Origin of the sequence: Demequina sp. TMPB413 (assembly GCF_020447105.2) — a bacterium.
Taxonomy (GTDB): Bacteria; Actinomycetota; Actinomycetes; order Actinomycetales; family Demequinaceae; genus Demequina.
In genome coordinates, this window is record NZ_CP096184.1 from 789,777 (window position 1) to 808,559 (window position 18,783).

Genomic DNA, 18,783 nt, shown 5'->3' on the forward strand with positions numbered 1-18,783 from the left:
GGCGGCGACGCGGGCGGGGTGGGGCTGCGCCGTTGCGACGTGCATGCCGGGACCCGTACTGTGGTCCAATCGAGCGCGAACCGTGCGCTCTTGGACGAAAGGAGCAGGCGGGCCGTGGCCACGACAGAGGGCTCGGAAGCGCTCGACATCGCAATGGTGTCTCGCCTGGGGTTGACCCGGGAAATGGTTGTACAGGAATTCGGTTACGACAACGATGTGTGCGACGCGCTTCGCAGAGCGATCATGTCCGTTACAGGTGAAGACCTGGTGGACGAAGACTACGGTGACGTCACCGACGCGGCGATTGTGTGGTTCCGCGACGGGGATGACGATCTGGCTGACCTGCTGATGGACGTCCAGTCCCTGCTTGATGGCAGTGCGCAGGTGGTGCTTCTCACCCCGAAGGCTGGCCGACCGGGACACGTGTTGCCCCGCGACGTCGAAGAAGCGTCCTCGCTTGCGGGGCTGCACGCGACATCGACTTTTGTGGTTGACGAGTCGTGGACGGCTACGCAGCTCGGAGAAAAGGGCCGCTCGAAGTGACCCACCCCTTGGTGGGTCACACCGCTCCTGAGTTCACGCTCAGCGACCAAGACGGGATCAACGTCTCGCTGTCGTCGTTGCGGGGGAGCGACGTTCTGCTCGTGTTTGTGCCATGGGCTTTCTCGCCAGTGTGCACTTATGAGTTGGAGCAGTTGCGCGACGCCGACGACTTGCTCAAGTCCGACGCCAAGGTGATGGTGGTCAATTGCGACTCGAAGTTCGTCAACCAAGAGTGGGCTTACCAGAACGAGTTCGCTGGCACCCTGCTCAGCGACTTCTGGCCTCACGGGTCGGTGAGTCGCGAGTACGGAGTCTTTGACGAGGAACTGGGCCGTTCCAGGCGCGGCACGTTCCACATCAACGCGGAGGGCGTCATCGACTGGGCACTCGTGAACCCGACTGGCGATGCGCGCGACCTCGACCAGTACCGCAAGGTGTTGGGACTCATCTAGACCGCTCGCACCATGTGCTGCGTCGCGTGGACCCCTTGTTGATAGGGAACAATGGGGCAAGGGCCCTTAGCTCAGTTGGTTAGAGCACTGCGTTTACACCGCAGGTGTCATCGGTTCGAGTCCGGTAGGGCCCACGGAGGGAGTCACGATGGCGTTGGGGCAGGTCCGTGAGTTGTTCAGCGGCAGCAAGTACGACGCCTACGCCAAGCGCACCGACGCCATCTTGCTCGCGCTGGGGCTTCTGTTCCTGGTGCTGTGGACGCTCGAGACCGTGCAGCCAGGGCTGCCAAGCCCTGTTCCCGGCCTGATCGGGTCGCTGCTGGGTGTGATCTGGCTCGTGTTTCTTGTCGACGTGGCGATCAGAATCTCGCTAGCCCGCAGCTCGTGGCGATTCGTCGTGCGACACCCAATCGACGTCCTTGCAGTGTTCGTCCCTGCGCTCCGCCCGCTCAAGATACTGTCCGTCTTCACCAACGGCTCCAAGATGCTGCGCGGCCGCGGGGCATTGAACGCGACGCGAGCTGTCGTGCTCTCGGCTGCGTTGCTGATCTGGATCGCGGCCGTCGCAATCTTGGGCTTTGAACGTGGCGCTCCAGGCGCGAACGTCGAGAACTTTGGCGACGCACTGTGGTGGGCTCTCGTGACCACGACGACCGTCGGCTACGGCGATTTCTACCCGGTGACGCTTGAAGGACGCGTCGTGTCTTCGGCGCTCATGGTCCTCGGTATCTCCCTCATCGGCGTGGTCACCGCATCCGTGGCCGCATGGTTTGTGCGCCTCACCACGGCGGAGTCGGACGAACGCGACGAAGCCTCCATCGCCAAGAATGAGCAGGAAATCAAGCGGCTCCACGACAAGATCGACGCGCTCGAGACCAAGATTGACCGCGCGCTCAAAGCGCGAGAATCGGGGGACTGACCATGACCACTGTCGCCGACGTCGTCGCTTGGCTTGAAAGACGCTACCCGCCGCGCCTTGCCGAAGCATGGGACGCCCCAGGCCTGGCGGTGGGGGACCCCGCCAGGGACGTCCGGCACGTGCGCTTCGCCGTCGATCCCACGCTTGAGGTCATTCGCGAGGCGATCGCGGCGGGAGCCGACCTGCTGATCACTCATCATCCGCTGATGCTGCGCGGCGTCACCTCCGTCGCGGCCAACACCGTCAAGGGTGCCGCCGTTCACGCACTGGTGAAGGGGGGTTGCGCGCAGCTGGCCGCTCACACCAACGCCGACGCTGCCGCCGACGGTGTGGCCGACGCTCTCGCCCAGGCTCTCGGAGTGCGGGTGGAAGGCCCCTTGGTAGCCGCGAGTGGCGAGCCACACCCCGTCGGTTCTGGGAGGGTCGGCACGATCGAGCCGACCTCCTTGAAGGATTTCGCGGCCGTCGTGGCCGCTGCGCTGCCGGCAACGGCTGCTGGAGTGCTGTACTCAGGGGACGCCGATGGCGTCATCACCACGGTGGCGGTCGTGGGTGGCTCAGGAGATGCGTATCTTGCCGACGCGGCGGCGGCAGGCGTCGACGCCTACGTCACCGCCGACCTCCGTCACCACCCTGCGTCGGAGGCGCGCGAGGCCGCGCTCCTCGACGATGGCAGGCCGTACCTGATCAACGTCTCCCACGCGGCCTCCGAGTCTTTGTGGCTTGCCGCCGCCGCGAGCGAGCTCGCCGAGGCGTTCTCGGTGACCACTTCGGTGAGTACGCTGAACACCGACCCCTGGACCGGCCGCGCGCCGTCACCCTCGTTCAAGGAGTAAACAGTGCCTCAGGCCCCCGTGGCTGACCAGCTCACGCTGCTGACAGTGCAAGACCTCGACACCAAGGTCGACCAGGCGCGGCACAGGCTCGCGAGTCTTCCTGTGCGTCAGGAACTGGCCGAGTTGACTGCCAGGCTCGCTTCGCTTGAGGAGAGCCGCGTGGAGGCCGCGACGGCGGTGACGGATGTGCGCCGCGAGGTCACCAAGGCAGAAGACGACGTGGCTACGGTCCGCGCGAGAGCCGACAGGGACAATCAGCGCATGCTGTCTGGCGCGGGCCTGGCCTCCAAGGAGTTGCAGGCGCTACAGAGTGAACTCGAGGTCCTTGCGAAACGCCAAGGTGCCCTCGAGGAGATCGAGTTGGAGGCGATGCAGCGGCTTGAGGACGCCGAGGCCGAGGCCGCTCGCGTCGCCGCGGAACTCGACCAGGTGGGCGCGCAAGTGGCAGATGCGCAAGCTCGACTCGACGACGAGGCCGCCACTATCGAAGCCGAGATCGTCTCGCTCAGTGCTGGTCGCGCGAACGCGGCGGCTGGGCTCGATGAGGCGCTCCTCGCACTCTACGAGAAGCTGCGCGCCGCCCAAGGTGGCACGGGAGCCGCCGCCCTCAAGCACGGCGCCTGCCAGGGATGTCACATGAGCCTCAACCCAGGTGACCTGGCGCGCATCGAGGCGGCGCCCGCCGATCAGGTGGTCCGCTGTGAAGAATGCGGAAGGATTCTGGTGCGCGGAGCCACATCGTGACCGATCCTGATGCCGCCGTCGTCGGGGACACACCCGTCGCCCGCAACACACCGAGCGCCCTCCCTCGACCGTCGTCTCCGCTCTTCCAGGTGGCGGGCGTCGAACTGCTGAACCCCTTGACGCTCGTCCTGGTGCGGCACGGGGTGACGGACATGACCGTCACCCACCAGCTGTCGGGTTCTGGCGTCCCAGGCCCTTCCCTGAACGCCGTCGGACGCGTCCAGGCCGCGAAGGCCGCCGATGCTATCCATGCGATCGGTCGACGCCGGTGGCCCTCCGTCGCGAAGGTGAGCAGGGTGATGGCTTCGCCGTTGGTGCGTACTCAAGAGACGGCGGCCGCTATTGGCAGGCGACTCGGGATGCATCCAGAGACGGAAGGCCGTCTAAGGGAGATCCACTTTGGCGCCTGGGAGGGTCGGACCGCGGAGGAGATCGCGGCCGAGGATCGCGACATCATGCACCGCTGGCGCTTTGGCGAGATTCCGGCCGAGGGCGGCGAGTCCTTCGCTGACGTGGCCGACAGGGTCGACGCCCTTCTCGTGGATCTCGCTTCCCAGCACGCGCAAGCGGCGTCCGCAGGCGAGGACGCCGCGCGAACGTGGGTGGCTGTCTCGCACGCCGTGGCCATCAAGTGCGCAGTAGGCGTGTCGATGGGAATGCCGATGGACAGGTGGGGGGCGATCTGGCCCGTTCCCGCCTCGTTGACCGTCTTGCAATTGCGCGTGTCACGTGAAGGCAGAATCGTCGAAAGGCATCTGATGTCCGTAGGCTCACCCACGGATTAGGGTCAGCCGCTAAGGAGGCACATGATGTCCAATGCTTGGAATGGGCCGGTGACGGTGTGGACGGAGCCGACGCTGGCGTCGGTGGTGCGCGTCGCGGGCAGGGGCCTCCTTGCGGCGGTGTGGGGAACCGCGGCCATGCTCGTGCCATGGGCGCTGCTATCGACGCTGTTCTGGGTCTTCTCTGCGGTCGCGTTCCTCCATGCCGTGCTCGCCATCGTCAACCTCGTTCGCAATGGCGGAGTCTTGCTGAGACTCACCAGCGAGGGAACCCTTGAGTGGCCGCAGTCCTATCAGGAAACCTGGTTGCGCAGGCCGCGCGAATGGGTGGACGGAAAGGTGATCACGGTCGTGGAGCACCCCACGCTGCCCGTGAAGTCACACGTGGAGCCGCGCGTGACGCTCAAGGGCGAGACGCATGACTTGCTGAACCTTCCGCTCCACCGAGCCAGCCCCATTGACTTTGCGAAGACTGTCAACGAGATCGTTGCCGAGCAAGGCATCGTCCTGAAGGCCTACGGCAAGCCTTAAGCGCCGACCACCAGGGTCAGTTGATCGGGGCCCTTGCTCCGCTCCTCCAGGACGACGTCCACGAGAGCTGCGCCGATGAGGCCAGCGGCTGCGTCGGCAACGTCTTGGGGTGTCTGTGGGGCGGTCTCGTAGCTCATGAGGTGAGCCGTGAGCAGTCCGCGGGTGTGCTTGGCCATGTGACTGACCACGGTGCGGCGCCCGTCGAGTTCACGCAGCACGCGCACCGCGACCCACGGCGTGTCGCGGGGAGTCCAGGCCGCCGCGTTGGAGCTCGAACGGCAGTCCACCACCACGGAGCCGGCGGCCAGGGCGGTGAGATGAGGGTCGAGGCGCTTCTTCCAGAGGGTCGCCAAGCCGCCGACGCGGGGGAGGGACGTCGACATCGACAGCCGGTAGGCGGGGATGAGGTCGGCGGGGGAGACGGCTCCCCAGAGCGCCGAGATGATCCTGATGCGTTGCTGGGCGCGCAGCATTGTGGCGTCGTCCCACTCCGACATGTGTGCCGCGTCGTAGAGAACCCCCGAGTACACGGCGGCTGCGGGGGCTGCAGGCTCTGACCATAGGCGGGTATTGCGCGCCACGTCGTCGGCGAGCGAGGGGCCCACGTCGAGAACCTTCAGCGCGTTTCTTTGGCCGCTGACCTTGGCGAGGGTGTCGCCGACCCGGCGCCTCGCATCGGCGAGTCCTGCGTGGCTGAGCGCGCTCAGATCGACGGGCTTGCCCACAGTGGCTGGGGTCTTGCCTTCGGAGGGAGGGAGCAGCACGAGCACGCGCTACACCCTATGCTTGAGCCGCGGATGAGTTGGCCAGGCGGTCGCGTTGTGGGGAAACCCGCACCGAGGAACGTCCGGGCTCCGTAGAGCAGGGTGATGGCTAATGACCACCCGGGGCGACCCGCGGGAAAGTGCCACAGAAAACAACCGCCTCCGGCCTCGGCCGGCGGTAAGGGTGAAAAGGTGAGGTAAGAGCTCACCGCGGCGCTGGTGACAGCGTCGGTCAGGGTAAACCCCACCCGGAGCAAGACCAGACAGGATGCGTTTGAGGGCTGCTCGCCCGAGCATCCGGGTAGGTTGCTAGAGGCGTGCGGCAACGTACGTCGTAGATGGATGGCCGCCCGTTACCTCCTTGGAGGCAACGACAGAACCCGGCGTATCGGCCAACTCATCCGCCTGATCGCTCACCACAATTCACGTCCTCCTTGGCGACGGGGCACAGTAGTGGCATGAGCGACTTCGATATCAGCGGCAAGACCATGGTGATTACCGGCGCTACGAGCGGAATCGGTAGGGGCTTGGTCGACTACTTCGTGGACCGCGGCGCGGTGGTTGGGGCGGTCGGCGGCCATGAGGAGACGACGGAGCGGCTCAGGCACGAGTTGGCTCAGACGGGGCGTACGGCGCAGGCGTACGCTGCCGATCTGCGCGACGTGGCCAATATTGGACCACTCTTCGACCGAATCGCGGCGGATCTCGGGAGTATCGACGTCTTGGTGAACAACGCGGGTATGGGGCGGCCCATCGCGGCGATCGACGTCACCGTTGAGGACTGGGACACGATGATGGACCTCAACCTCAGAGCGGCGTTCTTCTGCGCGCAGGCCGCAGCGCGCCACATGCTTCCCCGCGGCTACGGCCGCATCATCAACATGAGTTCCCAGATTTCCGTCGTGGCGAACCAGGATGAGGTTGTGTATTGCGCCTCTAAGGGCGGCCTGAATCAAGTGACAAGGACGCTCGCCATCGAGTGGGGCGGCGCGGGCGTCGTCGTGACAGGGGTGGCGCCTACGTTTACGTACACGGCAGGCACTGCGGAGCGCCTCGACACCCCCAGCTTTCGTGACGCCGTGCTATCGAAGATCCCTCGCGGACGCTTCGCCACGATTGACGACATCGCGGCAGCCGTGCAGTACCTCGCGAGTGACGCAGGGGAGATGGCCAACGGGTCGACGCTCATGGTCGACGGAGGGTGGACGGCCGTGTGAGGGACGGCGGTCAAGGTCCATCCCCATGCATGTGGGCTTTTGAGAGTGGGGCGAGTGATCCTCGGCGGAAGGTCCGTTAAGGTCGCATCATGAACAAACGGGAGTTCGAGCGAGTGCAGTCGCACTTCCCTGTGGAGGTGGAGTGCGGCGGCAAGACAGTCGCGGGCGAGACGCGCGACATCGGATTCGCTGGTTTGTGGTTGCCGACGTCCGATCCCTTCGCTGAGCGGGCAGAAGGCACAGTGACCGTTCACCTTGCCGAGACGATCAAGATCCGCGCCAAGGGCCTGGTGGTTCGCTCTGAGGACGACGGCTTCGCTGTCCAGTTCCTCGAGTTGCTCGACCTCGAAAGTTACGGCCACTTGCGCAATCTGATCCTCTACAACTCCTCCGACCCTGCGACGGTTGACGAAGAGATCGACAGGCACTTTCGTCTGCGCAATGGCACCGCGCCGCGGCTTCCTTGCGAGTAGCGCGGCGTCACTCTAGTCCCTAGTACCCAGGACTTTCGTAGGAGTTTCGTCCGGGGTTTCACCCCACAAATGCCCGGTAGGGTATCGCTGGGTACGAGTCCGTCGATGCGAAGAGGCCAGCACCATGTCCGAAGTGAGCGCGAAGCGCACCGGGGCCGAAGACGCCGCCGCCCCGATGACCCTGGGGATCCCCGCTGAGACCAAGAAGGGCGAGCGGCTCGTGGCGGCGAGCCCCAAGACGGTCGGTCAGCTAGTGGCCCTTGGCTACGAGGTCATCGTCCAAAGTGGCGCAGGCCAGCAAGCGACGTTTACCGACGAGGATTACGCCGACGCTGGAGCCACGGTCGGTGACGCGAAGGCGGCGTGGCGCGCAGACATCGTGACGGCTGTGAACGCGCCGGGCAAGACGCAGCTCGCCAAGATGCGCAAGGGGTCGATCCTGATCTCGATGATGAGCGCGCCGTCCAGCCCCGACTACATCGCCGACCTCGCCGAGCGCGGCATCACAGGAATGGCGCTCGACGCTGTTCCGCGCATTTCGCGGGCCCAATCGATGGACGTGCTGTCGACGATGTCAAACGTCGCGGGTTATCGCGCCGTCATCGAGGCGGCTGAGAACTTCGGTGGCATGTTCACGGGACAGGTGACGGCGGCGGGCAAGACGCCCCCGGCCCACGTGTTCGTCATTGGCGCGGGCGTGGCGGGCCTTGCGGCGATCGGTACCGCAGCCAGCCTTGGGGCTCAAGTACGTGCCTTCGACGTTCGACCGGAGGTGGGGGAGCAGATCGAGTCGATGGGCGCGACCTTCGTACAGGCGGAGGCGGCCCAGCAAGAGGTGTCTTCCGACGGCTACGCGAAGGAGCTCTCGAAGGAGCAAGAGGCGCTCACCGCGGCCATGTACGCGGAGGAAAGCGCCAAGGCCGACGTCGTGATCACCACCGCGCTCGTGCGTGGCAAGGCCGTGCGCACCATCTCAGCCGAGATGGTCGCCGCCATGAAGCCTGGATCCGTCATCATCGACCTCGCTGCCATTGGTGGCGGCAACTGCGAGCTGACCGTCCCCGGCGAGCGCATCGTCACCGACAACGGCGTGACGATCGTGGGGTACACGGATCTGACCAGCAGGATGCCGCAACACACCTCGCAATTGTTCGGAACCAACATCGTCAACGTCATGAAACTGATGACCCCAGGCAAGGACGGAACGGCCGTCCTCAACTTTGACGACGAAGTGGTGCGCGGCATGACCGTCGCGCACGCAGGCGAGGTCATGTGGCCGCCGCCGCCGGTGAATGTGTCGGCCGCAGCGGCTGCCGAGGAAGCGCCGTCGGTGCCGCCAGCGACGTCCATGAGCCCAGAAGAGCAAGCCAAGGTCCTCGCCGAGGCTGCCGCGAAGAAGGCCACAAGGCGCATGGTCACTTCCGGAATTGCGGCTGCACTCGTGGTGCTCGCCGTGTCGTTCTCGCCGTTGTCGTTCGTGTCTTACTTCACGATCTTCGCGCTCGCCGTGGTGGTGGGCTTCTACGTCATCTCTGGCGTCTCGCACTCCCTCCACACGCCCTTGATGGCGCAGACAAACGCGATCTCGGGGATCATCCTGGTGGGCGCTCTCTTGCAACTCGGGTCCACCAACATCGCGGTACTCGTCATGTCGTTTGTGGCGGCGGCAATCGCCTCCATCAACATCTTCGGCGGCTTCCTCGTGTCCTACCGAATGCTCGGCATGTTCCGAAAGGAGGCCTGACAGCCATGACCATCATCGGACTGATTCAGGGCCTGTACATCGTGGCAGGCATCATGTTCATCCTGTCGCTCGCCGGGCTGTCAAAGCAGAGCACGGCGCGAGGCGGCAACCTCATCGGCATCATCGGCATGGCGCTCGCGCTCCTCGCCACGGTGGGCTACTCGATCTACTTGTCGGCGGAATTCCCTGAGGACAGGCAGCCCGTGTGGTTGACGGCCCTCCTGATCGCCGCGGTCTTGGCCATCGGCGCCGCCGTGGGCACGCCTATCGCCCGCCGCGTCGAGATGACGCAAATGCCAGAACTGATCGCTGCCTTCCACTCCTTCGTTGGCCTCGCCGCGGTGCTCGTCGGCATCAACTCCTACATCGCCGACCATGGCGGCGGCTCCGTCCACCTCGTCGAGGTGGCGCTCGGTGTCCTGATCGGCGCGTACACCTTCACGGGATCCGTCGTCGCGTACCTGAAGCTCTCCGCGAAGATGAGCTCTGCCCCCCTCGTGCTTCCGCAACGCAACCTGCTGAACGTCGGCGCATTCGCGCTGTTCCTTGCCCTGATGATCTGGCTGGTGTCCCTCGGCGAGGGAAACCAGACGCTCGGCGTGGTGCTGGTCGTGGCGATGACCGTGATCGGCTTCGCCCTCGGATGGCACATGGTGGCCGCTATCGGCGGCGGCGACATGCCCGTGGTGGTCTCCATGCTCAACAGCTACTCCGGCTGGGCGGCGGCAGCGGCAGGCTTCTTGCTTGGTAACAACCTGCTGCTCATCACCGGCGCGCTCGTCGGCTCCTCCGGCGCAATCCTCAGCTACATCATGTGCCGCGCCATGAACCGCTCGTTCATCTCGGTGATTCTTGGCGGATTCGGTTCTGACGGTGGTGCGCCGGCCAAGGACGATGGCGGCCCAGAGGGGGAGTACACCGAGATCTCCGTCGAGGGCGCGGCCGAAGCGCTCGCTACGGCCAGGTCGGTCATCATCACTCCCGGCTACGGCATGGCCGTAGCGAAGGCTCAATACCCGGTAGCGGAGCTCACGTCGCGCCTGCGCGCAGCCGGTGTGACAGTACGCTTCGGCGTGCACCCCGTTGCGGGACGCCTGCCTGGCCACATGAACGTGCTGCTCGCAGAGGCGAGGGTGCCCTACGACATCGTCCTCGAAATGGACGAGATCAACGACGACTTCTCTGACACCGACGTCGTGCTCGTGATTGGCGCCAACGACACCGTCAACCCCGCTGCCAACGACGACCCGTCGTCGCCCATCGCGGGAATGCCAGTGCTCGAGGTGTGGAAGGCCCGCCACGTCATCGTCTTCAAGAGGTCCATGGCGACCGGCTACGCAGGCGTGCAGAACCCGCTGTTCTTCAAGGACAACGCGGACATGCTGTTCGGCGACGCGAAGACTCAGGTGGAGGCCATCGTCGCGGCCCTGCCCGTCGCTCAGAAGGTCTGATCGACGCCTCTCGTTTTCACGGTTGCTCGGGCGGAGTGCCCACGCTGCCTTCACGACCAGTGAGTCGGCGCAAGTACTTCCGATCGTCGTTCGCGTACGCGTAGTACAGGCCAATCAAGACGCCGCCGCCGACGAAGTTTCCCAGCAAGACGATGCCGACTTGGGCGAGGGCCGCGCCGACGTTGAGCCCTCCTTGGAGGCCGACGATGCTGAACAACACTGTGTTGGCTACGGAGTGCTCGAAGCCGACAAACGCGAACACAAACACGCTCACGATCATCACGAATGACTTGGTGACGTCGTCCTTGATGAGGCCGTTGTAGACCAGCAAGATGGCCAGATTGATCATGAAGTTACACAGGATGGCGCGCACAAAGAGGTCGGACCAGCCCGCGAGGCCGCCAGCCACGAACTCCAACTTGTGCTCGACTCCAGCGTCGATCTGGGTGCCGACGGCGCCGTCGCCCAGCGTCGACCCCAACACCAGGATCGCGACGGCGAGGCCGCCCACAAAGTTGCCCCCGTAACACAAGACGAGAATTCGCAGTGACCGCCAGGCGGTGACGCGTCGGTAGTAGCCGCCGATCGACACGATCATCATGTTGGACGTGAGCAACTCTGAGCGGCTGTAGTAGATGAACACGAGGGCAACTCCGAAGACGAGACCGCCCACCATGCGGCCGATGCCCGACCAGTCCTCGCCGCCTGCCTGGTAGAACGCGCTCAAGACCGCGTAGTACGTGAGGTACATGACGCCGATGATGACGCCAGCCATTCCGGCTCTCATCAGGTACACGCGCGCCAGGCCACCGCTCATGGCCGACTTCGTGTCGAGCGCGTCGATCACGGTGGAGATGAAGTGTTTGCCAGGGAACAGCGCGCTCTGATCGGTCATGGGACAACGGTACTCACGTCGAAGTACCAGGGGCTCCGATTTGGTCCTCTTCGGCGTGCTGAGCGCGCAGAAGCGCGGATCGCGGGGTTACCCTCGCCAGGTGAACACACCGGGCGGCGGGGGCCGACACGATGGCGACGGCAGACCAACGGGACCGCGCAGGCCGATGCCGCCGTCCATTCCCCCTAAGGGGCGCCCCACACCGCCTGCTGTTCCGCCGCGCAGGGAGCCCTTGCGCGATCGCGGTAGCGCTGCACCTCAGCGAAGCGGAGGCGCACGACGCCCAGCGCAGGGCGGCGCTGGGGCTCAGCCCCGCCGTTCCCCAGCCGATGGCGTTCCCGTCGTGCGTCGGGCGCCCGGCGGCGCAGACGGGTCGGGCGCCGGCCAGCAGGCTCGCCGCCCAGCGCCGCGCAAGCGCCACCGCATCCGCACGGCGCTGCTGAGCCTCGTAGCGGTCTTCGTGATTGCGCTCGGCTCTCTGTGGTGGTGGGTCGAGGGCAAGATTTCCCATGTGGACGCCCTCAGCGGCGCGCCGGGGACCCCTGGCCAGACCTACTTGATCGTGGGCTCCGACTCGCGCGAGGGTTGGGGAGAAGACGGCACGGTGGGCGCTCGCACCGACACGATAATGCTCGTCCATCAACCCGAGAGCGGGCCGACGGCGATGATCAGTATCCCGCGCGACACCTACGTCGAAATCCCCGGTTACGGGGCGAGCAAGGTCAACGCAGCCTTCGCGTACGGAGGGCCGCAACTGCTCGTGCAGACCGTTGAGCAACTCTCGGGCCTCACGATCGATCGTTACATCGAGGTCGGTTTCCTTGGCGTCACCGGCATTGTCGACGCTGTGGGGGGAGTCGAGCTGTGTTACGACCGCAGCGTCAACGATCCGTACAGCACCTTGGTGTGGGAGGCAGGCTGTCACCAGGCGGACGGTGCGACGGCGCTCGCCTTCTCCCGGATGCGGTACGAAGACCCGCTCGGCGATATCGGGCGCACCGCCCGTCAGCAACAGGTCGTCTCGGCGGTGGCAGAGAGCGTCCTCACCCCGTCCGTGGTGCTCAACCCCACCAAGCTACTTCCCGTGGCGTCGACGGGCCTCGACTCCTTCAGGGTCAACGACGGCACGGGTGCGCTCGATTTGGTCAGGATGGCGAGGGTGGTCAACGCGGCCAGAAGCCCTGACGCCGTGACGGGCACGCCGCCGATCGCGAGTCTCGACCATCGGGTGGAAGGTGCTGGCTCGACGGTGTTGCTCGACCCCAACACGATCGAGGAGTTCTGGCGCACCATCGAGGTAGGCGGCTATCCGCCCGGCACCCAGGTGGGCGGGATCTAGCGAGTTCCTCGCGCGAGGACCCGAGGCAACGTCACAAGGTGGGGTAATCGGGCAGAGAGGCGCTCAGGCCCCAGCGAATTGCGCGTGTCGCGAGGGCGCCCCCCACAGGGCCGACGACGCTGTTGGCGCCACCGCCCACCTGCAGTTCAGTTCGCGCCCAGGCCGGGAGCAGAGCAACGGCGCCCGCCGCCATGAGCGAGTAGGGCACCTTTGCCGCGGCTGGCAACGGCGGCTCGTGGAGCAGAAAGCGGGTCGTGTCGAGCGCCGCGGGCGTGGCCTTGAGTTCCGGCCGATACGACTCGAGGCAATCGGCGAGACCAGCGACGGTCGTGGGCACGTCGGTGGCGCCAAGGGCGCTGGCGACCCGCGCCGCCTGCGCCAGGTACTCGTCGGCGCGCTCTGGGGTCAAGGGCTTTGCACCGTAGCGTTGGTGAGCCGACAGGAATGAGTCGGCCTCGGCCACGTGGACCCACCTCAGCAAGTGAGGGTCGCTCGCGTGATACGGCCTGCCGTCTGGCGCCTTGCCACGTACCCTGTCGTGAATGGTCCGCACGCGCTCGATCATCGCCTCCGCGTCGTCGGCAGCGCCGAACGTCGTCATCGCGATGAAGGTCGAGGTCCGCTCGAGGCGGCCCCACGGATCGCCTCTGTAGCCCGAGTGTCCGGCAACGCCGGCCATGGCGAGCGGGTGGAGGGCCTGCAACAGCAAGGCCCTCAAGCCGCCCACCCACATGGAAGCGTCGCCGTGGACGCGCCGAATGGCGCTGCCCTGCGGAAACCACCGAGGCCCCGGAGTGCCGTGGACGCGTTCCCGCGCGGCATGGCCGTCCTTGCCGGCCACCCTGGCGAACAAGGCCTCGCCCACTCGCGCGCGGGTTCTCGTGAGGGGGTTTGAACTCATTGTCCCAGTATCACCCCGCCGCTTGGCGGGGCCTGCCACATGCTCTAGGACGTCTGGCGAATGGGCCGTGCGCCCCAAATGCGATCCAGGTAGTCCTGGATCGATCGGTCGGAACTGAAGTAACCGGTGCGGGCGACGTTCAGGACGGCCGAGCGGCTCCACGCCTCGTGGTCGAGGTATGCGGCCTCCACACGCGACTGGGCGTCCATGTACGAACGGAAGTCGGCTAGGGCCATGAACCGGTCGCGCTCGGTGAGCGAGGCGAAGATCGACGCGACGGCGCCGCCCTTGTCACCGTTCGTGAACAGCCCCGACGCGATGAGGTCGAGTGCGGCCTTGAGCTCTGGGTCGGACTCGTAGTAGGTGCCAGGGTCGTACCCGCTCGCCTGCAACGCCGCCGCTGCAGGCTCGTCCATGCCGAACAAGAAGAAGTTGTCATCGCCGACGAGCTTGCGAATCTCGACGTTGGCGCCGTCATCGGTTCCCACGGTGAGCGCGCCGTTGAGGGCGAACTTCATGTTGCCCGTACCCGAGGCCTCCTTGCCAGCCAAGGAGATCTGCTCAGAGAGATCAGAGGCAGGAATCAGCTTCTCGGCAAGAGTCACGTTGTAATTGGCAGGGAAGGCTACCTTGAGACGGCCCTTGAGCGAGGCGTCGGCGTTGATGGTGCGACCCACCGCATTGATGAGCTCGATCGTCTCTTTGGCGCGCACGTAACCAGGTGCTGCCTTCGCGCCGAACACGAAGGTGCGCGGGGTGACGCTGTCGAGCGGAACGCGACCGGAGCGAATGCCCTCGTAAAGCGACACGATGTGAAGGAGCTTGAGGCTCTGACGCTTGTATTCGTGCAGGCGCTTCACCATCGCGTCCACCATGGCGTCTCCCGCAATCTCAATGCCATCCCTTGCGGCGAGCACGTCGGCGAAGTGCTGCTTGTTGGCGGCCTTCACCTCGCGGAAGCGGAGCCTGAACTCCGCATCGTCAGCGAGCGGCTCCAACTCACGCAGCCGCTCAAGGTCGGTGATCCAGCCGTCGCCGATCGCCTCGGTGATGAGCGAAGACAGGCGCGGGTTCGACAGTCGCACAAAGCGGCGAGGGGTCACCCCGTTGGTCACGTTCGTGAACTTCTCCGGCCACAGTTGAGCGAAGTCGTGGAGCACCTTTTCCGCCAGGAGTTCAGAGTGGAGCTCGGCGACGCCGTTGACCTTGAACCCCGCGACGGTGGCCAAGTGGGCCATGCGTATGGCGCGCACTGGCTGTTCAGCGATGATCGACATGCGGCGCATGCGCAGGATGTCGTCTGGGTAGCGATCTTCGACCTCTTCCAGGAACTCCTCGTTGATGCGGTAGATGATCTCCAAGTGGCGGGGCAGTAGCTTGCCCAAGAGATCCACTGGCCACACTTCGAGCGCCTCGGGCAAGAGGGTGTGGCACGTGTAGGCGAAGATCTTCTGGCAGACGGCCCAGGCGTCGGCCCATTCCCAGCCGCGCTCATCGATCAGCATGCGCATCATCTCTGGCACCGCAATAACGGGGTGAGTGTCGTTGAGCTGCCAGGTGATGCGGTCCGGCAAACGCTTCAGGTCGAAGTCTTCCGGGAGGACGTTTTCCAGGAAGTCGCGAATGGAGGCGGCGACAAAGAAGTACTGCTGCTGGAGGCGCAGTTCCTTACCTTGAGGCGTGGAGTCTTCCGGGTACAGCACCTTGGAGATGTTCTCGGCAAACGTGCGGGCGCGCACCGCCTCGACGTAGTCGCCCGAGTTGAAGGTCTGGAGATCGAACTCCCTGGTAGCGCGAGCGGACCACAGGCGCAGCGTGTTGACGCGGCCGTTGCGATAGCCAGGCACCATGTAGTTGTACGGCACCGCAGTGACGCGCCAATCAGGCGTCCACGTCCGCGCGCCGTCGGGACCGCCGTCGGCCGGGCCCGTGCTACCGCCAAAGCCCACCTCGACGGAGTTTTCCGGGTGAGGGATCTCCCACGGCGACCCCAACCGCAGCCAGTGGTCGGCCCGTTCTACTTGCTTGCCGTCTTCAAAGGTCTGGCGGAAGATGCCGTACTCGTAGCGAATGCCGTAGCCAATCGAGGGAACGTCAAGGGTCGCGAGTGAGTCGATGAAGCACGCCGCGAGTCGCCCCAGCCCGCCATTGCCGAGACCGGGCTCGATCTCTGCGCTTCGCAATTCGTCGAGGCTGACGCCCAGGTTTGCGAGCGCCTGCGACGCAATCTCCTCGAGGTCGGCCGCCAACATGCTGTTCTCAAGTTGCGGTCCCAGGAGGAACTCGGCGGACAGGTACGCGACCACCTTGGCTTGATCGCGGTACTGGTTCCGCAGGGTCTCGAGCCACTGCGTGGTCAGGTAGTGGCGAACCGTTCGCGAGAGAGCCAAGTACTTGTCGTTGACCGAAGCGCGATCGAGGTCGACGCCTTGGCCGAAGTTGAGCTCACGAAGAAACTCGTGGGTGAAACTCTCCACGGTGTAGATGCGGCCGGAGACGGGGGGATTATTGGCGTTCACACCACAAAACTTAGCGGCTCTCGGGCGACACGAAACCCCATTTCTGGGGATGTTTTCGCGGTTGGTCCAAGTACCTGGGGTGATGCACCGGCACGGTAACGCAAGCGCTTGCATTCGGTCGCGGAGTACTAGCTAAGCCGTGACTCAAGTCCCCTCCGCACGGTGGCCCATTCGCAGTCAAGGATCGAGAAGACGACGGTGTCGCGCACCGTTCCGTCCTTCCAGACCATGTGGTTGCGCAGGACTCCATCCTGCTTCGCGCCGAGGCGCGCAATAGCGGCACGTGACGCGTGGTTGTGCCAGTGGGTGCGCAGCTCGACCGCGATGCAACCGAGGTCGTCAAAGGCCCTGCTCAGCAGGAGCAACTTGGCCGCTGGGTTGACCCCCGTTCGTTGGGCTTCCTTGCCGAGCCACGTGCTGCCGATCTCGAGGCGGCGATGCGTGGGATCCAGGTTCATGAACGTGGTCATGCCCACCGGGCGTCCCGTGGAGCGGGCAACTATCGCCCACGGCGCCATCTCGCCGTTCTTCTGCAGCGTCAGTCGCCTTTCGATCTCCTGTTTCATCTGGTCCGGCGACGGCACGCTCGCGTACCAGGTAGTCCAGAGGTCGCCCACGCTCACGGCCGCGCACAAGTCGTCGTGGTGGTGCAGCGCGAGCGGCTCGAGGCGCACCAGCGGGTTCTCAAGGACAGAGGTGACGGAGAAATCCATGGCAGAACTCTAGGCGCATCGCACCCCAAGAGTCCGCGGGCGGCCGCTACCGACGGGGCGTTGCGTAGATCTGCTCGACGACGTCGGCGAAGTGTTCAATGACCACCTTGCGACGCACCTTCATCGATGCCGAGAACTCGCCTTCAGCCTCCGTCAACTCGCGAGGCAGCACTCGCCACTTGCGGATCGCCTCGGCCTTCGAGACGTGGGCATTCGCCGCAGCGACGAGGCCCTTGAGGTGTGCCTTCACGTCTGGACTCTCTGCGGCTTCAGCAATCGTCATGGCGGGCAAACCCTTGGCCTTGAGCCATGCCGCCAACATCTGACTGTCCAGCGCGATCAGCGCCCCGATGAACGGCTGCCCATCGCCCACCACAATCACCTCTTGGACGATCGGGTCAGGCCGGATGGCATCCTCAAGCACTGCTGGCTGCACGTTCTTGCCAGCGTCGGTGACGATGATCTCCTTCTTGCGGCCGGTAATTCGCAAGTAGCCGTCGGCGTCGAGGCTGCCGAGGTCCCCCGTGGCGAACCACCCGTCTGCCAGTACCTCGGCAGTGAGGTCCTCGCGGTGGTGGTAGCCCGCAAACACGTTGGGTCCCTTGATGAGCACCTCGCCGTCGCCGGCGATACGTACCGTGCAGCCGGGTAGCGGGGGACCCACCGTGCCGACGCGGGGGGCGTCTTGCGGATTGCACGTCGCGGGCGCCGACGATTCGGTGAGCCCGTAGCCCTCCAGCACTGTCACGCCAAGGCCTGAGTAGAAGTGGGCAAGGTCTGGCGACAGGCGGGCACCTCCCGACACGACGAACTGCATATCGCCACCCATGGCGTCCCGCACCTTGTGCAGTACGAGCGCGTCGGCGACGCGCCACTGCACGGAAAGGAAGGGGCCCAGCCGCCCACTCTGACGGGCAGCAGACGCTCGTCGGGAGATCTCAGCCGCCCACCGGAAGAGGCGCTGCTTCGCCCCGCCGCCGGTGCGCGCGTCGGCCGTGTTGTAGAAGGCCTCGAGCACCCGAGGAACGGCGAGCATCCAGTGCGGCTTGAACGACTTGAGGTCGGCGGGAAGGGTAGCGGGGGAGGGCGCGAAGCCCAGCGTCATCCCCGACGCGAGGGTCAGGATTTCCAGGTGGCGCGCCAGCACGTGAGCCAACGGCAGGAACAGCAAGATGCGTTTGCCTGGAGACGTGAGCTTCTGTAGCTCGGGGTAGGCGGCGGCGTTGAGCGCGTGTTCCACGAGATTGCGGTGAGTGAGCTCGACTCCCTTGGGGTTTCCCGTGGTGCCCGAGGTGTAGACGATCGATGCGACCTCGTCAGGGGAGACGTGTGATGTGCGGGACGCGAGCTCGGCGTCGGAGATGCCCTCGCCGGCGACGACCAGCGCGTCGACCGCCGGCGAGTCGCCGTCGATAGCGAGGACGGTGAGAGACTCGGGCGCGATCTTCGCTGCCTTGGGGCTTTCTACGACGAGGAGGGCCAGTGCCGCGTCCTCAGCGATCCACGCCACTTGCGTTGCCGACGAACTCGGATAGATCGGTACGGTCACCGCCCCAGCGGCCATGATCGCGAAGTCGAAGAGCGCCCACTCGAATCGTGTTGACGCCATGAGGCCGACGCCGTCGCCCGGCCCCACGCCAGACGCCACGAGTCCCTTCGCCACCGCGGTGACGCGCGCGGCGAATTCGGCCAGTGTGACCGGGATCCATTCGCCAGAGCGCGACTTGTACTCGCAGTACAGCCTGTCGGGATGTTCCTTGGCTCGTTCGCTGAGCAGCGCGGTCGTGGAGACGTTGTCTCCCACGGTCACCAGCGCAGGGATACCAAACTCTGTCTTCGTTGACGTCTCCACCATTGGCATTTTAGTGAGCGCCGTACGCGACGCTGGGACCGTGGTCCCTGGCACGGTGCGCCCGCCGCGACCCGGGTGGGGGTTTGCGGCGGGCGCACCGATGTTCGC

Annotated in this window: 18 protein-coding genes, 1 tRNA gene and 1 other RNA gene; 14 read left to right on the plus strand and 6 right to left on the minus strand. The window is 65.4% G+C overall.

Annotation, left to right across the window (positions count from 1 at the left end; all coding sequences use genetic code 11):
- The first annotated feature begins 114 nt into the window (after positions 1-114).
- The 8 genes from LGT36_RS03880 to LGT36_RS03915 all read left to right on the plus strand — a co-directional run bounded on the left by LGT36_RS03880 (position 115) and on the right by LGT36_RS03915 (position 4,807).
- Positions 115-543, plus strand: a complete 429-nt coding sequence (locus LGT36_RS03880) for a DUF3052 domain-containing protein (protein ID WP_226094511.1) — start codon at positions 115-117, stop codon at positions 541-543.
- Positions 540-995 (plus strand): redoxin domain-containing protein, encoded by a 456-nt coding sequence (locus tag LGT36_RS03885; RefSeq protein WP_226264715.1) that lies wholly within the window; start codon positions 540-542, stop codon positions 993-995. The genes LGT36_RS03880 and LGT36_RS03885 overlap by 4 nt, the downstream gene beginning before the upstream one ends.
- Positions 996-1,055: 60 nt before the next feature.
- Positions 1,056-1,129 (plus strand) — tRNA-Val (locus tag LGT36_RS03890).
- A gap of 14 nt (positions 1,130-1,143) precedes the next feature.
- Entirely contained in the window at positions 1,144-1,914 is a 771-nt protein-coding gene (locus tag LGT36_RS03895; RefSeq protein WP_226095005.1) for a potassium channel family protein, read from the plus strand.
- Positions 1,915-1,916: 2 nt separating this feature from the next.
- Positions 1,917-2,750, plus strand: coding sequence for a Nif3-like dinuclear metal center hexameric protein (locus LGT36_RS03900; protein WP_226095006.1), 834 nt, complete (start codon positions 1,917-1,919; stop codon positions 2,748-2,750).
- A 3-nt stretch (positions 2,751-2,753) separates the two neighbouring features.
- Complete coding sequence (locus LGT36_RS03905) at positions 2,754-3,494, plus strand: zinc ribbon domain-containing protein (protein WP_226095007.1); 741 nt, start codon at positions 2,754-2,756, stop codon at positions 3,492-3,494.
- Positions 3,491-4,279: a histidine phosphatase family protein gene (locus LGT36_RS03910; RefSeq protein WP_226095008.1), complete on the plus strand. Its 789-nt coding sequence runs from the start codon at positions 3,491-3,493 to the stop codon at positions 4,277-4,279. The genes LGT36_RS03905 and LGT36_RS03910 overlap by 4 nt, the downstream gene beginning before the upstream one ends.
- Before the next feature lie 21 nt (positions 4,280-4,300).
- Positions 4,301-4,807: a hypothetical protein gene (locus LGT36_RS03915; RefSeq protein WP_226095009.1), complete on the plus strand. Its 507-nt coding sequence runs from the start codon at positions 4,301-4,303 to the stop codon at positions 4,805-4,807.
- Here LGT36_RS03915 and LGT36_RS03920 read toward each other — a convergent pair.
- Positions 4,804-5,577 carry a YaaA family protein gene (locus LGT36_RS03920; protein WP_226095011.1) on the minus strand — a complete coding sequence of 258 codons (774 nt, stop codon included), beginning with the start codon at positions 5,575-5,577 and terminating at the stop codon, positions 4,804-4,806. The genes LGT36_RS03915 and LGT36_RS03920 overlap by 4 nt on opposite strands.
- A 28-nt stretch (positions 5,578-5,605) precedes the next feature.
- Here LGT36_RS03920 and rnpB point away from each other — a divergent pair.
- From rnpB to pntB, 5 genes are all read left to right on the plus strand, one after another.
- An RNA gene (rnpB, locus tag LGT36_RS03925) (RNase P RNA component class A) lies at positions 5,606-5,975 on the plus strand.
- Between the two features lie 54 nt (positions 5,976-6,029).
- Positions 6,030-6,788, plus strand: a complete 759-nt coding sequence (locus tag LGT36_RS03930; protein ID WP_226097385.1) for an SDR family NAD(P)-dependent oxidoreductase — start codon at positions 6,030-6,032, stop codon at positions 6,786-6,788.
- Between the two features lie 89 nt (positions 6,789-6,877).
- Positions 6,878-7,261 carry a PilZ domain-containing protein gene (locus LGT36_RS03935; protein ID WP_226097386.1) on the plus strand — a complete coding sequence of 128 codons (384 nt, stop codon included), beginning with the start codon at positions 6,878-6,880 and terminating at the stop codon, positions 7,259-7,261.
- Positions 7,262-7,436: 175 nt separating this feature from the next.
- On the plus strand, positions 7,437-9,005 hold the full coding sequence (locus tag LGT36_RS03940; protein WP_226097416.1) for a Re/Si-specific NAD(P)(+) transhydrogenase subunit alpha: 1,569 nt from the start codon (positions 7,437-7,439) through the stop codon (positions 9,003-9,005).
- 5 nt (positions 9,006-9,010) lie between these two features.
- Positions 9,011-10,456 carry a Re/Si-specific NAD(P)(+) transhydrogenase subunit beta gene (pntB, locus tag LGT36_RS03945; protein ID WP_226097387.1) on the plus strand — a complete coding sequence of 482 codons (1,446 nt, stop codon included), beginning with the start codon at positions 9,011-9,013 and terminating at the stop codon, positions 10,454-10,456.
- Between the two features lie 16 nt (positions 10,457-10,472).
- On the opposite strand, the gene LGT36_RS03950 is transcribed toward pntB, so the two are convergent.
- Positions 10,473-11,351 carry a formate/nitrite transporter family protein gene (locus tag LGT36_RS03950; protein WP_226097388.1) on the minus strand — a complete coding sequence of 293 codons (879 nt, stop codon included), beginning with the start codon at positions 11,349-11,351 and terminating at the stop codon, positions 10,473-10,475.
- Between the two features lie 343 nt (positions 11,352-11,694).
- On the opposite strand from LGT36_RS03950, the gene LGT36_RS03955 reads away from it, so the two are divergent.
- Entirely contained in the window at positions 11,695-12,690 is a 996-nt protein-coding gene (locus LGT36_RS03955; protein ID WP_226097389.1) for an LCP family protein, read from the plus strand.
- A gap of 31 nt (positions 12,691-12,721) precedes the next feature.
- On the opposite strand, the gene LGT36_RS03960 is transcribed toward LGT36_RS03955, so the two are convergent.
- The 4 genes from LGT36_RS03960 to LGT36_RS03975 all read right to left on the minus strand — a co-directional run bounded on the left by LGT36_RS03960 (position 12,722) and on the right by LGT36_RS03975 (position 18,675).
- The gene (locus tag LGT36_RS03960) at positions 12,722-13,591 is read right to left on the minus strand and encodes an oxygenase MpaB family protein (protein ID WP_226097390.1); all 870 of its coding nucleotides are present in this window, start codon (positions 13,589-13,591) and stop codon (positions 12,722-12,724) included.
- A 44-nt stretch (positions 13,592-13,635) separates the two neighbouring features.
- Positions 13,636-16,110: a glycogen/starch/alpha-glucan phosphorylase gene (locus tag LGT36_RS03965; protein WP_226097391.1), complete on the minus strand. Its 2,475-nt coding sequence runs from the start codon at positions 16,108-16,110 to the stop codon at positions 13,636-13,638.
- A gap of 128 nt (positions 16,111-16,238) precedes the next feature.
- Positions 16,239-16,823: a GNAT family N-acetyltransferase gene (locus LGT36_RS03970; protein ID WP_226097392.1), complete on the minus strand. Its 585-nt coding sequence runs from the start codon at positions 16,821-16,823 to the stop codon at positions 16,239-16,241.
- A 46-nt stretch (positions 16,824-16,869) separates the two neighbouring features.
- A complete protein-coding gene (locus LGT36_RS03975) occupies positions 16,870-18,675 on the minus strand; it encodes a long-chain fatty acid--CoA ligase (RefSeq protein ID WP_226097393.1) in 1,806 nt (601 codons plus the stop codon).
- Positions 18,676-18,783: the final 108 nt, after the last annotated feature.

Excerpts from the sequence above, each read along its gene's own strand:
- LGT36_RS03895 (WP_226095005.1), top strand. The coding sequence starts at position 1,144 with ATGGCGTTGGGGCAGGTCCGTGAGTTGTTCAGCGGCAGCAAGTACGAC.
- LGT36_RS03900 (WP_226095006.1), top strand. The coding sequence starts at position 1,917 with ATGACCACTGTCGCCGACGTCGTCGCTTGGCTTGAAAGACGCTACCCG.
- LGT36_RS03915 (WP_226095009.1), top strand. The coding sequence starts at position 4,301 with ATGATGTCCAATGCTTGGAATGGGCCGGTGACGGTGTGGACGGAGCCG.
- LGT36_RS03930 (WP_226097385.1), top strand. The coding sequence starts at position 6,030 with ATGAGCGACTTCGATATCAGCGGCAAGACCATGGTGATTACCGGCGCT.
- LGT36_RS03935 (WP_226097386.1), top strand. The coding sequence starts at position 6,878 with ATGAACAAACGGGAGTTCGAGCGAGTGCAGTCGCACTTCCCTGTGGAG.
- LGT36_RS03940 (WP_226097416.1), top strand. The coding sequence starts at position 7,437 with ATGACCCTGGGGATCCCCGCTGAGACCAAGAAGGGCGAGCGGCTCGTG.
- pntB (WP_226097387.1), top strand. The coding sequence starts at position 9,011 with ATGACCATCATCGGACTGATTCAGGGCCTGTACATCGTGGCAGGCATC.
- LGT36_RS03950 (WP_226097388.1), bottom strand. The coding sequence starts at position 11,351 with ATGACCGATCAGAGCGCGCTGTTCCCTGGCAAACACTTCATCTCCACC.
- LGT36_RS03960 (WP_226097390.1), bottom strand. The coding sequence starts at position 13,591 with ATGAGTTCAAACCCCCTCACGAGAACCCGCGCGCGAGTGGGCGAGGCC.
- LGT36_RS03970 (WP_226097392.1), bottom strand. The coding sequence starts at position 16,823 with ATGGATTTCTCCGTCACCTCTGTCCTTGAGAACCCGCTGGTGCGCCTC.